Annotated in this window: 10 protein-coding genes; 9 read left to right on the top strand and 1 reads right to left on the bottom strand. The window is 74.5% G+C overall.

The window, feature by feature from the left end; genetic code table 11:
- The 8 genes from ACLIYP_RS25205 to sucD form a co-directional block, all read left to right on the top strand.
- Positions 1–972: DUF5682 family protein (locus tag ACLIYP_RS25205; protein WP_412715407.1), on the top strand; the 972-nt coding region annotated here is incomplete at its 5' end.
- Entirely contained in the window at positions 969–2,204 is a 1,236-nt protein-coding gene (locus tag ACLIYP_RS25200) for a VWA domain-containing protein (protein ID WP_412715406.1), read from the top strand. The genes ACLIYP_RS25205 and ACLIYP_RS25200, both read left to right, overlap by 4 nt.
- 652 nt (positions 2,205–2,856) lie before the next feature.
- The gene (locus ACLIYP_RS25195) at positions 2,857–3,096 is read left to right on the top strand and encodes a hypothetical protein (protein WP_412715405.1); all 240 of its coding nucleotides are present in this window, start codon (positions 2,857–2,859) and stop codon (positions 3,094–3,096) included.
- Between the two features lie 306 nt (positions 3,097–3,402).
- Positions 3,403–4,209, top strand: a complete 807-nt coding sequence (locus ACLIYP_RS25190) for an HlyD family efflux transporter periplasmic adaptor subunit (protein WP_412715404.1) — start codon at positions 3,403–3,405, stop codon at positions 4,207–4,209.
- 203 nt (positions 4,210–4,412) lie between these two features.
- A complete protein-coding gene (locus tag ACLIYP_RS25185; protein ID WP_412715408.1) occupies positions 4,413–6,530 on the top strand; it encodes an NHLP family bacteriocin export ABC transporter peptidase/permease/ATPase subunit in 2,118 nt (705 codons plus the stop codon).
- 1 nt (position 6,531) lies between these two features.
- Positions 6,532–9,516: an NHLP bacteriocin export ABC transporter permease/ATPase subunit gene (locus ACLIYP_RS25180; protein WP_412715403.1), complete on the top strand. Its 2,985-nt coding sequence runs from the start codon at positions 6,532–6,534 to the stop codon at positions 9,514–9,516.
- A gap of 268 nt (positions 9,517–9,784) precedes the next feature.
- Positions 9,785–10,957: an ADP-forming succinate--CoA ligase subunit beta gene (sucC, locus tag ACLIYP_RS25175; RefSeq protein ID WP_412715402.1), complete on the top strand. Its 1,173-nt coding sequence runs from the start codon at positions 9,785–9,787 to the stop codon at positions 10,955–10,957.
- A gap of 24 nt (positions 10,958–10,981) precedes the next feature.
- The gene (gene sucD, locus ACLIYP_RS25170; RefSeq protein WP_093851149.1) at positions 10,982–11,866 is read left to right on the top strand and encodes a succinate--CoA ligase subunit alpha; all 885 of its coding nucleotides are present in this window, start codon (positions 10,982–10,984) and stop codon (positions 11,864–11,866) included.
- 106 nt (positions 11,867–11,972) lie between these two features.
- Here the strand turns inward: sucD and ACLIYP_RS25165 are convergent, their stop codons facing one another.
- Entirely contained in the window at positions 11,973–12,893 is a 921-nt protein-coding gene (locus tag ACLIYP_RS25165; RefSeq protein WP_412715401.1) for a SigE family RNA polymerase sigma factor, read from the bottom strand.
- 229 nt (positions 12,894–13,122) lie between these two features.
- Between ACLIYP_RS25165 and ACLIYP_RS25160 the strand changes: the two genes are divergently transcribed.
- A partial coding sequence (locus tag ACLIYP_RS25160; protein ID WP_412715400.1) for a cell division protein PerM occupies positions 13,123–13,721 on the top strand: 599 nt, incomplete at its 3' end.

Genomic DNA, 13,721 nt, shown 5'->3' with positions numbered 1-13,721 from the left:
AGCGAGGCCGGGGTGTGGGGCACCACCGTGGCCGCCGCGGCCCGCGCCAGGGCCGAGGCGCTGGCCCGCGAGGCGGCCTCGCTGGCCGAGACCACCGAGCTGGCCGAACGCTGCCTGCTCGCCGGGCTCGGCGAGGCGCTGCCCGAGGTGATGCGCGCCCTCGCCGACCGCGCGGCCCTGGACGCCGACGTCGGCCACCTGGCCCGGGCCCTGCCCGCGCTGGTGCGCTCCGTCCGCTACGGCGACGTGCGCGGCACGGACGCCGCCGCGCTGCGCGAGGTCGCGGAGGGGATCGCCGAGCGGGTGTGCGTCGGGCTGCCACCCGCCTGCGCCGGCCTCGGCTCCGCCGGTGCGGCCGAGATGCGCGGCCATGTGGAGGCCGCGCACCGGGCGGTCGTCCTGCTGGGGAGGGAGGAGCCGCTCGCACGATGGCGGTCGGTGCTGCGCACCCTCGCCGGCCGCGACCGGCCCCCCGCGGTCCCGGGGCTGCTCCGGGGCCGCTGCACCCGGCTGCTGCTGGACGACGGGCGGCTCCCCGAGGACGAGGCGGCCCGGCTGATGGGCCTGGCCCTCTCCCCGGGCGCCCCGCCGGAGGACGCGGCGGGGTGGATCGAGGGGTTCGTGGCGGACGGCGGGATGCTGCTCGTCCACGACGAGCGGCTGCTGGCCCTGGTGGACGGCTGGCTCGCGGGGATACCGCGGGAGGCGTTCACCGCCGTACTGCCGCTGCTGCGGCGGACGTTCGCCTCGTACGGGCCGGCGGTGCGGCGCACCGTCGGCGAACTGGTCCGGCGCGGTACGCGGGCGCCTGGCGGTCCGGTGGCGGCGTGGGAGGCAGTCCCCGGTTTCGGGGAGGAGCCGGATCCGGAGCGGGCCGACGCCGTACTGCCCACCCTGCGGCTGCTGCTGGGGGAGCGCGGGGCCGGCGGCGGACGAGACGGCACGGCGGGGGAGAGGGTGACCGCACGGTGAGCGAACCGACCACTGACGCGACCACGGCCACGGGCACCGACGCGACCACGGGCACGGACACGGGCACGACCGCCGCGGCGGCCGGCGGCACGGACGAGCGGCTGCGGCGCTGGCGGCTGGTCCTGGGCGGCGGGGAGGACGCCGACGGCACCGGACGCGCCCTGACCGGCCGGGACGCGGCCATGGACCGCACCCTCGCCGCCCTCTACGGGGACGGGGAGGCCGCCGGTGCCCGGCCGGGGCCGCGCTCCGCCGGGCTGGGCGCCTCGGCGCCGGGCGTGGCCCGCTGGCTGGGCGACGTCCGAGACTGCTTCCCGGCCTCCGTCGTCCAGGTGATGCAGCGGGACGCCATCGACCGGCTCGGCCTGTCGGCCCTGCTGGCGGAGCCGGAGATGCTGGAGGCCGTCGAGGCGGACGTCCACCTCGCCGGCGCACTGCTCTCCCTGGGCAAGGCGATGCCCGAGGAGAGCCGGGAGGCCGCCCGCGCGGTCGTCCGCAAGGTCGTCGGGGAACTGGAGCGCCGGCTCGCGGCCCGCACCAGGGCCACGCTGACGGGCGCCCTGGACCGGTCGGCGAAGGTACGCCGCCCCCGCCACCGGGACATCGACTGGAACCGCACCGTCCGGGCCAACCTGGGGAACTACCTGCCCGAGTACCGCACGGTCGTGCCCGAACGGCTCGTCGGCCACGGCCGCGCCTCCCGGGCGGTGCGCAAGGACGTCGTCCTCTGCGTCGACCAGTCCGGCTCGATGGCCGCCTCGGTCGTCCACGCCTCCGTCTTCGCGGCCGTGCTCGCCTCGTTGCGGTCGCTCTCCACCCGCCTGGTCGTCTTCGACACCTCCGTCGTGGACCTCACCGACCTGCTCGACGACCCCGTCGACGTCCTGTTCGGGACCAGGCTCGGCGGCGGCACCGACATCAACCGCGCGCTCGCCTACTGCCAGTCGCGCATCACCCGGCCCGCCGAGACCGTCCTCGTCCTCGTCAGCGACCTCCACGAGGGCGGCATACGCGGCGAGATGCTCAAGCGGGTCGCCGCGATGAGGAGCGCGGGCGTGCGGTTCGTGACGCTCCTGGCCCTCTCGGACGAGGGCGCCCCCGCCTACGACCGGGAGCACGCCGCGGCGCTGGCCGCGCTCGGCGCGCCCGCCTTCGCCTGCACCCCCGACCACTTCCCGGAGGTGATGGCGGCGGCCATCGAGAAGCGCCCCCTGCCGATCCCCGGGAAGTGACCGAACCGGGAGAGTCGTGGACCACCGGTGACGGAGAAGAGGGGAATTCGCGGACGCTCCGCGGTGTGCGGGGAATTCCGGGCGCCGGGAAAGCGGAAATCCCCGCCGCCTCCGGGCCGTTCTTCCGGGCGGGGGCCGGAAGTCATGGCGGGGTGCTTCGCGGACCGGTCCGCCCGGAAGGCGCCGGACCGTGTTCCGGACGGCTTCCCGGGCTGATGCCGGTGCCGCCCGAAGGCGACCGGGCGCCGTACTCGTAAAACTTTCACACGGTGCGCGGGCGCCGATTCCCCCATGTCACCGTCGCCTGCCATGTCCGGTATGCCGGGCCGTGCGCGGGGGAGGAAGTGTCCGGTTATGCCTGGCGGAAAACACGACCCGACCTGGTCCGTCGCTCAATCCTGTGCAGATCCTGAAACTCTTCGGTGGCCGAAAGTGGATGTGCGTCAACCTGTTTGCCGCAATCCGCCGGTGGCGGTTCCCGGCGGGTTGGCCAGGTCAGTCGGGTGCGTGTTTTCATCGTCCGCACCACGGCGGCTCTGCGAAAGATGATCGGTTTTCGGTCATCAAGCTGTCGTGAGTGGCCGGGCCGCCCTTCCCGTCGGCCCGTTCCACGCCATCGAGAAACTCCTCCACCAACGAAGGGAAACGCGCCATGCGTGAGCACCTCGAGACCCGCGAGATCGACGACGCCGAGCTGGACGCCGTCTCCGGCGGCATCGTCAGCATCTCCGGCGGCGTGGCCGGCGCCGCCCTCAGCGACGTCTCCGGCGTCGTGGGCGCCGTCTCCTCCCTCAACACCGTCCAGGCCGCGACCGGCATCGCCGGCACGCTCCCGGGCAGCGTCTCCGGTGTCACCGGCGTCCAGGCCGACGCCAGCATCGCCGGTCTCTGACAGCGGCGTCCGCACGGACCCGCCGGCCCGTGCGCCGTACGGCCCCGCAGGTGCGCGTGCGCGCCGCGAGGCCACCCCGAACCCCGGAGCTCCCCCTGGTTCCGGGGTTCGCGGCTGTCCGCCCGGGGCCCTGTACGGACCAGCGCCGCAGGGACCCGCCCCACCCCGCCACATCCCGTACCGCCCCCGCCCCACCCCGTACCGCCCCGCGCGCCCTCCGGAGTCGTCCCCGCGCCGCCGTGCGCCCCGGTCCGCCGCGATGCCGCTCCGGGACGACCCGGAGGAACGCAGTCGAAGGAGTAGCCCGTGCAGTTCCGGAAGAAGGCGCTCTCCAAACTGCGGTCGCCGGAGGAACTCGACCTCCCCGTGCGCTTCGCGCGCCCCCAGGGCCGGCTCGCCCTGGCCGTCACGGTCGTCGTCATGGCCGTCGCCGGCCTGTGGGCCGTCAACGGCTCGGTGTCCGCCAAGCTGGACGCCCCCGGCCTCCTCGCCCGCCCCGGGGGCAGCTACACGCTGCAGAGCCCGGTCTCCGGCCAGGTCACCGAGGTCTTCGCCGAGGAGGGCGAGCTGCTGCGCCCGGACGCGCCCCTGCTGAGGGTCCGCACGGCACAGGGCGACCGGGCCGTGCGCGCGGTGGCCGGCGGCCGGCTGACGGCCCTGGTCGCCGGAACGGGCTCGGTCGTCAGGACCGGCGCGGACGTGGCGACCGTGGAGCGGGTGGACGACCCGGACGACCCGCTGGTGGCCGTGCTGTACGTCCCCGGCGACAGCGGCGCGGCGATCACCGAGGGCGCCCGGGTGGACCTGGAGGTCCAGTCCGCGCCCCAGGAGGAGTTCGGCGTGCTGCGCGGCCGCGTCGGACAGGTCGGGCGGGCACCCCAGACGGAGCGGCGGATCGCCGCCTTCCTGGGCGACGCCCGGCTCGCCGCCGAGTTCGCCCGGCAGGGCAGCCCCGTGGCGGTGCTGGTGGAGCTGGAGCGCTCCTCAGCCACCGAGTCCGGCTACCTCTGGTCCTCCGAGGACGGCCCCCCGCACGCCGTCGAGTCCAGGACACCGGTCACCGGCGCCATCCACCTCCCGGCCCAGCGCCCCGTCGAATGGCTCCTGCCGTGAACGCCCCGCACGAACCCGCCCCGCACGAACCCGCGGCACAGCGGCCCGCCCGCCCCCGGCCCGACCGGCTCCCGCCCCCCGGCCGCCGCCGCAGGAGCGGCGGCGGCGGTTCCCGCCGCGCCCCGCGCGGCCGGGCCGCCGCACCGGGGGCGGCCGTACGCGGCAGGACCCCCAGGGCCGTACGCACCCCCACCGTGCTCCAGATGGAGGCGGTCGAGTGCGGCGCCGCCGCGCTGGCCATGGTGCTCGGCCACCACGGCCGCTTCGTCCCCCTGGAGGAACTGCGCATCGCCTGCGGCGTCTCCCGCGACGGCTCCCGCGCCGGCAACATCCTCAAGGCCGCCCGCGGCTACGGACTGCGGGCCAAGGGCATGCAGATGGACCTCGCGGCGCTCGCCGAGGTGCGCGCCCCGGCCATCCTCTTCTGGGAGTTCAACCACTACGTCGTCTACGACGGCATGGGCCGCCGCCTCGGCCGCCGCGGCGTGTACGTCAACGACCCGGGCAGGGGGCGGCGGTTCGTGCCCCTGGAGGACTTCGACACCAGCTTCACCGGCGTCGTCCTCACCTTCGAGCCCGACGCGGGCTTCCGCGGCGGCGGCCGCAGACCCGGTGTCATGAGCGCCATGCCCGCCCGGCTGCGCGGCACCCGCGGCACCCTGCTGGCGGCCGTGCTCGCCAGCCTGCTGCTGGTGGCCGTCGGCGCGGCGGTGCCCGCGCTGAGCCGCACCTACATCGACATGTTCCTCATCGGGGGGCAGTCCTCCCTGCTGGGCGTGCTCTTCGCGTCGATGGCGGCCGCCCTGGTGCTCACCGCCGTCCTCACCGGGCTCCAGCAGGCCAATCTGCTGCGCGGACACATCATCTCCTCGACCCTGGCAGGCGCCCGCTTCTTCCGGCACCTGCTGCGCCTGCCGGTCTCCTTCTTCACCCAGCGCAACCCCGCCGACCTCGTCCAGCGGCTGCAGTCCAACGACACGGTCGCCGAGACCCTCGCCCGCGACCTGGCCGCCGCGGGCGTGGACGCCGTGGTGGTGGTGCTCTACGCGGTGCTGCTGTGGACCTACGACCCGCAGCTGACCGTCGTCGGGATCGGCGTGGCGCTGCTCAACGTGGTGGCCATGCGCGTCGTCCTCCACCTGCGGTCCACCGGCACCCAGAAGCTGCGCGCCGACCTCGCCCGGCTGACCAACACCTCCTACAGCGGCCTCCAGCTCATCGAGACGATGAAGGCCACCGGAGGCGAGCAGGGCTTCTTCCGCCGCTGGGCCGGGCAGCACGCGGCCACCCTCGACGTGCAGCAGCGGCTCGGCGTGCCCAGCGCGTGGCTGGCGGTCGTCGCGCCCGTACTGGCCACGCTCAACAGCGCGCTGATCCTGATGATCGGCGGTCTGCGGGCGGTCGAGGGGCATCTGACGGTCGGTCTGCTCGTCGCCTTCCAGACCCTGATGACCAGCTTCACCGCGCCGATCACCCGCCTCAACGGAGTGGCGGGGCGGATCCAGGACTTCGCGGCCGACGTCGCCCGCCTGCGGGACGTGGAGGACTTCCCCGTCGACCCGCTCTACACACGGCGCGAGCCCGTCCCCAGCACCCGCCGCCTGACGGGCCACGTGGAGCTGGAGGGCGTCACCTTCGGCTACAGCCCCCTGGACCCGCCGCTGCTGAAGGGCTTCTCGCTCACCGTCGGCCCCGGCCGGCAGGTCGCGCTCGTCGGTGGCTCCGGCAGCGGCAAGTCCACCGTCTCCCGGCTGATCTCCGGCCTGCACACCCCCTGGGAGGGGACCGTCCGCATCGACGGGATGCGGCTGGAGGACATCCCGCGCGGCGCGCTGGCGGCGTCGGTGTCCTTCGTCGACCAGGACGTCTTCCTCTTCGAGGGCACCGTCCGCGACAACGTCGCGCTGTGGGACCCCTCCATCCCCGACGAGGCCGTCGTCGCGGCCCTGAAGGACGCCGCCGTGTACGACGTGGTCGCCCGCCGCCCCGGCGGCATCCACAGCCGGGTCGAGCAGGGCGGCCGCAACCTCTCCGGCGGCCAGCGCCAGCGGCTGGAGATCGCCCGGGCACTGGTGCGCCGCCCCAGCGTCCTGGTCCTGGACGAGGTGACCAGCGCGCTGGACGCGGTGACCGAGCAGACCATCATCGACAACCTGCGGCGGCGCGGCTGCGCCTGCGTGGTGATCGCCCACCGGCTGAGCACGGTGCGCGACAGCGACGAGATCGTCGTACTCGACCGGGGCGCGGTCGTGGAGCGCGGCCGCCACGAGGACCTGGTCGCCGCGCGGGGGCCGTACGCCGAACTGGTCAGGGAGCACTGAGTTGACGTCCCCGCACACCCCGTACGCCCCGCACACCCCGTACGTCCCGCATCCCCCCCACGCCCCGCACACCGACCCTGTCGTCGAGGCCCTGGGCGGGCTGGGCACGGCGGTCGACTGCACCGGTGCGCGCAGCCTCTCCCTGGAGGGTCCGCACGTGCTGTGGCTGGTCGTGGACGGGGCCCTGGACCTGTTCGCCGTCGGCTCCGTGAGTTCGGGCTCGGGCCACTGGCACTTCCTGGGCCGGCTGGAGGCGGGCACACTGCTGCTGGGCCCGGTGGAGGGCCCCGAGCACACCCTGGTCGGCCGTCCCCTGGAGGGCTGCCGGCTGCACCGCGTCGAGCTGCGCGAGCTGCCCCGCCCCGCCCGGGCCGCCCCATCCCGGGGAACGGACTCCTGGGGAACGGACGGGTGGGACGCCGGGCAGTGGGCGGCGGACCGGTGGGACACGGGCCAGTGGGACACGGGCCAGTGGGACGGTGCCGCCGGCCGGCTCAGCCCGCTGGAGCAGGCGTTCGCGCTCGGCATCGGCCGCGGCCTGCGGGTGCTCTACCAGGCGCCGCTGGACGGCCCCGCCGTCACCGGCGAGCACCCGGCCGACGACGACGTCCTGTGGATGCAGATCGCCCCCGGCAGCGTGCGGTACGGCGCCGCCCACCAGGCGGAGGCCGTCGGCACGCTGCTGGTCGACACGGCGATGTGGCAGGGCATGGTCGACCAGCAGTACCGGCTGCTGTACGCCCTGGACCGCTGGATCGAGGAGCTGGAGCGCACCCACGAGGACCGCACCGCGGCCGGCATCGAGGCCGGCGAGGCCGCCCGCACCCAGGCGGACCAGGCGCTGCTGGCCTCCATCGGCCGCTCCGGCCGCACCCCCCGGCGCGGCGCGGGCGACGACGCGGTCCTCGCCGTCTGCCGGCTGGTGGCCGGACGGGCCGGCATCACCCTGACCGAGCCGGGCGGCGCGGGCGCCGCCTCCGGGCGCACGGACCCGGTCGAGCGCATCGCGATCGCCTCCGGCGTGCGCACCCGCACCGTCCGGCTCGGCGGACGCTGGTGGCAGGAGGACAGCGGTCCCCTGGTCGGCCGGCGCGTCCAGGGCGTCCGTGGGGCCCCGGGGGCGGATTCCGGGGAGGGCGCGCCCGTGGCGCTGCTGTGGCGGCGCGGCGGCTACGAGGCGGTGGATCCGGCGACCGGCGAGCGCGAACGCGTCGGCAGGTCCAACGCGGCCGGCTTCGAGCCGCGCGCCGTGATGTTCTACCGCCCGCTGCCCGACCGCCCGCTGGGCCTGCTCGGACTGCTGCGCTTCAGCGTGCGCGGCACCCGCGCCGAACTGCGCGACCTGGCCCTGGGCGGCCTGGTCGCCGTCGGCCTGGGCGCACTGGTGCCCATCGCCACCGGCAAGGTGCTCGGCGAGTACGTGCCCGGCGGCGAGACCGGGCTCATCGTGCAGACGGCCCTGGCGCTCATCGCCGCCGGCGTCGTCTCGGCCGCCTTCATGCTGATGCAGAACACCGCCGTCCTGCGGCTGGAGGGGCGTGTCGAGGCGACGCTCCAGCCCGCCGTGTGGGACCGGCTGCTGCGGCTGCCGACGACGTTCTTCGCGGGCCGCTCCACCGGCGAGCTGGCCGGCGCGGCCATGGGCGTCAGCGCCATCCGCCGGGTGCTCTCCGGCATCAGCACGGTGGCCCTCCAGGCGACCACCGTGGGCACGGTCAACCTCGTCCTGCTGCTCGTCTACAGCGCGCCGCTGGCACTGGCGGCGATCGCCCTGCTGCTGGCCGTCGCCGCGGTCTTCCTGGCCCTGGGGCTGTGGCAGCTGCGCTACCAGCGGCAGCTGGTCAGGCTCGGCCACAGGATCAACAACCGCGCCTTCCAGACCCTGCGCGGACTGCCCAAGCTGCGCGTCGCCGCGGCCGAGAGCTTCGCCTACGCCGCCTGGGCCCGGGAGTTCGCCCGCACCCGCGAACTCCAGCGGCGCGTCGGCCGGATCAGGAACGCCGTCGCCGTGCTCAACGCGGTCTACCTGCCGCTGTGCACGCTGGCGATGTTCATGCTGCTGGCCGGACCGGCCCGCGGCAGCATGTCCGCCGCCGAGTTCCTCACCTTCAACACCGCCGTGACGATGATGCTGTCCTCGGCCACCCAGCTGACCGGCGCACTGATCTCCGCCGCCGCGGTGCTGCCGATGTTCGAGCAGGTCAGGCCGATCCTGAACGAGCTGCCGGAGGTCGGCGGCGGCAGCGTGCAGCCGGGCGAGCTGAGCGGCGCCGTCGAGGCCCGGCAGCTCTCCTACCGCTACGGCGACGACGGCCCGCTCGTCCTGGACGACGTCTGCCTCCGGATCCGGCCGGGCGAGTTCGTCGCGATCGTCGGGGCCAGCGGCTGCGGCAAGTCGACGCTGCTGAGGCTGCTCATCGGCTTCGACAGGCCGCTCTCCGGCAGCGTTCTGTACGACGGCCAGGATCTGGCGGCCCTGGACCGCACGGCCGTGCGCCGTCAGTGCGGCGTCGTGCTGCAGAACGCCCAGCCGCTGACCGGCTCCATCCTGGAGTGCATCTGCGGCGCCGAGGCGTTCTCCTTGGAGGAGGCGTGGGAGGCGGCCGCGATGGCCGGTCTGGCCGAGGACATCAAGGCCATGCCCATGGGCATGCACACCATGCTCTCGGACGGCGGCGGCACCATCTCCGGCGGTCAGCGCCAGCGGCTGATGATCGCCCAGGCGCTGATCCGCAGGCCGCGCATCCTCTTCCTCGACGAGGCCACCAGCGCGCTGGACAACGAGACCCAGAGCGTGGTCATGGCCTCCACCCGCGCCCTGCGCTGCACCCGAGTCGTCATCGCCCACCGGCTGTCCACCGTCATGGACGCCGACCGGGTGATCGTGATGTCGGAGGGCAGGGTGGCGCAGGAGGGCGCTCCCGCGGACCTGCTCGCCGACACCGGGGGCCTCTTCCACGAGCTGGTCCGCCGCCAGATGGGGTGACCGGGCCCGCGGCCCGCCCCGCGGACCGGTGCGGCCCCCGCCCCGGCGGCCGGCCGGATCCCGTCCCGCCGCGGCACCCCTTACCCGGGCGGGGAGGGCGGTGTCTGTGACGGTTGTCACCGCACGGGTGTGAGCTGCGATTTATGCCGGGCACACCGACGGGACTAACCTGCAAGGCGGACATGCCGCGCGCTCCGCAGACGCCGCGGCCACGCGGCACGCCCACGCTGACAACGAACCGCGACACCACAACTAGGGACGGACGCGCGTGGACCTGTTCGAGTACCAGGCGAGGGATCTCTTCGCCAAGCATGACGTACCGGTGCTGGCCGGTGAAGTCATCGACACGCCCGAGGCGGCGCGCGAGGTGACCGAGCGACTCGGCGGTCGCGCGGTCGTCAAGGCGCAGGTCAAGACCGGTGGCCGGGGCAAGGCCGGCGGTGTGAAGCTGGCCTCCGACCCGGACGACGCGGTCGAGAAGGCCCGCCAGATCCTGGGCATGGACATCAAGGGCCACACCGTCCACAAGGTGATGCTGGCCCAGACCGCGGACATCGCGGAGGAGTACTACGTCTCCTTCCTGCTGGACCGCGCCAACCGCACCTTCCTCGCGATGGCGTCCGTCGAGGGCGGTATGGACATCGAGGAGGTCGCGGCCACCAAGCCCGAGGCCCTGGCCAAGATCCCGGTGGACGCCGTCGAGGGCGTCACCGAGGCCAAGGCCCGCGAGATCGTCGAGGCCGCGAAGTTCCCGGCCGAGGTCGCCGACGCGATCGTCGACGCCGTGCAGAAGCTGTGGACCGTCTTCGTCAAGGAGGACGCCCTCCTCGTCGAGGTGAACCCGCTGGTCAAGACCGGCGACGGCCGGATCATCGCGCTGGACGGCAAGGTGTCCCTGGACGCCAACGCCGAGTTCCGCCAGCCGGACCACGCCGCCCTGGAGGACAAGGCCGCGGCCAACCCGCTGGAGGCCGCCGCCAAGGCCAAGGGCCTGAACTACGTCAAGCTCGACGGACAGGTCGGCATCATCGGCAACGGCGCGGGCCTCGTCATGAGCACCCTGGACGTCGTGGCCTACGCCGGTGAGAACCACGGCGGCGTAAAGCCCGCCAACTTCCTCGACATCGGCGGCGGCGCCTCCGCCGAGGTCATGGCCAACGGCCTGGAGATCATCCTCGGCGACCCGGACGTCAAGTCCGTCTTCGTCAACGTCTTCGGCGGCATCACCGCCTGCGACGCCGTCGCCAACGGCATCGTGCAGGCCCTGGAGCTGCTGAAGTCCAAGGGCGAGGACGTCACCAAGCCGCTGGTGGTGCGCCTCGACGGCAACAACGCGGAGCTGGGCCGCAAGATCCTGAACGATGCCGACCACCCGCTGGTGCAGCAGGTGGACACCATGGACGGCGCGGCCGAGCGTGCCGCCGAGCTGGCCGCGAAGTAACGAAGGACGAGGACACCGACAACAATGGCTATCTTCCTCACCAAGGAAAGCAAGGTCATCGTCCAGGGGATGACCGGCTCCGAGGGCCAGAAGCACACCCGGCGCATGCTGGCCTCCGGCACCAACATCGTCGGCGGCGTCAACCCGCGCAAGGCGGGCACGACCGTCGACTTCGACGGGACCGAGGTGCCCGTCTTCGGCACGGTCAAGGAGGCCATGGAGGCCACCGGCGCCGACGTCACCGTCGTCTTCGTCCCGGAGAAGTTCACCAAGAGCGCGGTCATCGAGGCGATCGACGCCGAGATCCCGCTCGCCGTGGTGATCACCGAGGGCATCGCCGTCCACGACACCGCCGAGTTCTGGGCCTACGCGGGCTCCAAGGGCAACAAGACCCGCATCGTCGGCCCGAACTGCCCCGGTCTGATCACCCCGGGCCAGTCCAACGCGGGCATCATCCCGGCCGACATCACCAAGCCGGGCCGCATCGGCCTGGTCTCGAAGTCCGGCACGCTGACGTACCAGATGATGTACGAGCTGCGCGACCTCGGCTTCTCGACCTGTGTCGGCATCGGCGGCGACCCGATCATCGGCACCACCCACATCGACGCCCTCAAGGCGTTCGAGGCCGACCCCGACACCGACCTGATCGTGATGATCGGCGAGATCGGCGGCGACGCCGAGGAGCGGGCCGCGGACTTCATCAAGGCCAACGTCACCAAGCCGGTCGTCGGCTACGTCGCGGGCTTCACGGCGCCCGAGGGCAAGACCATGGGCCACGCCGGCGCCATCGTCTCCGGCTCCTCCGGCACCGCCCAGGCGAAGAAGGAGGCCCTGGAGGCCGCGGGTGTGAAGGTCGGCAAGACGCCGTCCGAGACCGCCCGCCTGGCGCGCGAACTGCTCGCCGGCTGACACGGCGCACGGCGCACGGCGCCGGACGGCGCGGGCCCGCGGCCCCTTGAAGGGGGCCGCGGGCCCGCGCCGTCCGTGCGACCCCCGCCGGGTCCAGGGGGCGTCCTCAGCCGGCCGCCCGGTTCCCCCGCCCGTCCGGGGAGGACTCGGAAACGGCCGGGGCCCCGGCCTTCTGCGGCGCCTGCCGTGCGGAGTCGTGCGCCTGGGGTCCGCCCAGGGACGCCAGCACCGCCGCCGCGGCCACCAGCGCGGTCGCCCCGAAGGAGGCGCCCGTCCGCAGCCGGACCGTCCGCTCGCTGCCGTCGCGCGCCGTGGCCGCGGACGGGAGGTCCGGCAGGGACTCGGTGTCCGCCAGTTCCTCCAGCAGGGAGCGGATGATCTCCCTGCGCCGTGCCGGTGCGACACGGCGCAGGACCGGCACGTACTCGGCCAGCGCCTCGCGCGCGTGCATCAGCCGTGCGGCCGTGGCGGCGGTGCTGGCCTCGCTCTCGGCGGCCGTCTCCGACAGCCCCAGCCCGAGGCCGTCGTGCAGGAGCAGCGTGCGGCGGTAGGAGGGCGGCAGGTCCAGCAGGGCTTCCGGCGGCAGCCCTCCGCCGCTCCCCTGCGGCCCGTCCCTCCCCGGCCCGTCCTTTCCCGTCCCGCCCCTCCGGGCCGCGCGGCGGCGGGGGTCCAGCCGGTGCCAGGGCGAGAGGGCGTGGTCGTACGCCGCCGTCCGCACCCAGCCGGCAGGGTCCCGGTCCACGGCGACCTCGGGCCACCGCTCCCACGCCTGCCGGAAGGCGTGGCGCACGGCCCGCCCGGCCGGCTCCCGGTCACCGGTGAGCAGATATACCTGGCGCAGCAGCGGCCGCGCCAGGCGCTCGTAGAGCAGGTCGAACGCCTCGGCCGGTCCGTCCGCCGCCGCCGGGCGGGGGTGGTCCGCGGCCTCCGCGAGCCCGGACGGCGGCCCGGCGGCGGGCTTCTCGTCCGCGGCGGTTTCCGGGGCCGCGCCCTCGGCGGGTGCGGGAACGGAGAGTGTCTCGGTCATGCTGGCCGCCCCCTACGGGTCGTCACGATTGCGGCGGTATGGATGCCATACCGCCGCACTGTATGAAAAAACTGCATAGCGTACTGTGTGCGACACATCGAGTGTTTCCCCGCTCCCCGGACGAATCGGGCGTTGTTGGCAGCATGTCGGCGTGCATCCGATGACCCACCGCGACGCGTCGCCCTCCCCACCGCCCCCGCATGCCCTCGTGCTCGTCCGTCATGCGCCGGTGCCTCCCCGTGACCGGCTTCTCGACGGTGTGATGGCCGCGGGCCTGGGCCTGGGCGGAATCGCCGTCCTCGTCATGCTGCTGTGGATCACCTCGCCCCACCCCGACGACGGCCCCGGCGGCGCGCTGCGCATCGCCGCCGACCTCTGGCTGGTGGCACACGGTGCCCCGCTCGTCCGCACCGAAACCCTCGGCGGTTCCCCCGCGCCGGTCGGGCTGGTGCCCCTGCTGCTGTGCGCCGTGCCGGTGTGGCTGCTCCACCGCACGGCCCGCGGCGCGGTCCGGGGACCGGCCCCCGCCCGCGTCCCCGCGTACGCCCCCGCCGGTGCTCCCGCCGGTGCTCCCGGTGTTCCCGGTGCGGGTTCCGGCGGGCGTTCCGCGGCGGGGGACGCGGGCGGGGCATGGCGTGCCACGGGCTGGATCATCGCGGGGTACCTGCTGGTCGCGGCGCTCGTCACCATCTACGCGGCCTCCGGCCCCATCCGGGTCGATCCGCTGGGCGCCGCACTGCGCCTGCCCGCGGTGGTGGCCGCGGCGGCGGCCGCGGGGACGTGGACGGGCCTCGGACGGCCGCTGCCCGAGGCCCCGCTGCCGCTCCC

Origin of the sequence: Streptomyces nanhaiensis, assembly GCF_046614825.1 — a bacterium.
Taxonomy (GTDB): Bacteria; Actinomycetota; Actinomycetes; order Streptomycetales; family Streptomycetaceae; genus Streptomyces; species Streptomyces radiopugnans.
Note: the sequence above shows the minus strand (reverse complement) of the source record. Positions and strands in the feature narration are given on the sequence as shown.

Coding starts and splice junctions, on each gene's coding strand:
- ACLIYP_RS25195 (WP_412715405.1), top strand. CDS start 2,857: ATGCGTGAGCACCTCGAGACCCGCGAGATCGACGACGCCGAGCTGGAC.
- ACLIYP_RS25185 (WP_412715408.1), top strand. CDS start 4,413: ATGGAGGCGGTCGAGTGCGGCGCCGCCGCGCTGGCCATGGTGCTCGGC.
- sucD (WP_093851149.1), top strand. CDS start 10,982: ATGGCTATCTTCCTCACCAAGGAAAGCAAGGTCATCGTCCAGGGGATG.
- ACLIYP_RS25165 (WP_412715401.1), bottom strand. CDS start 12,893: ATGACCGAGACACTCTCCGTTCCCGCACCCGCCGAGGGCGCGGCCCCG.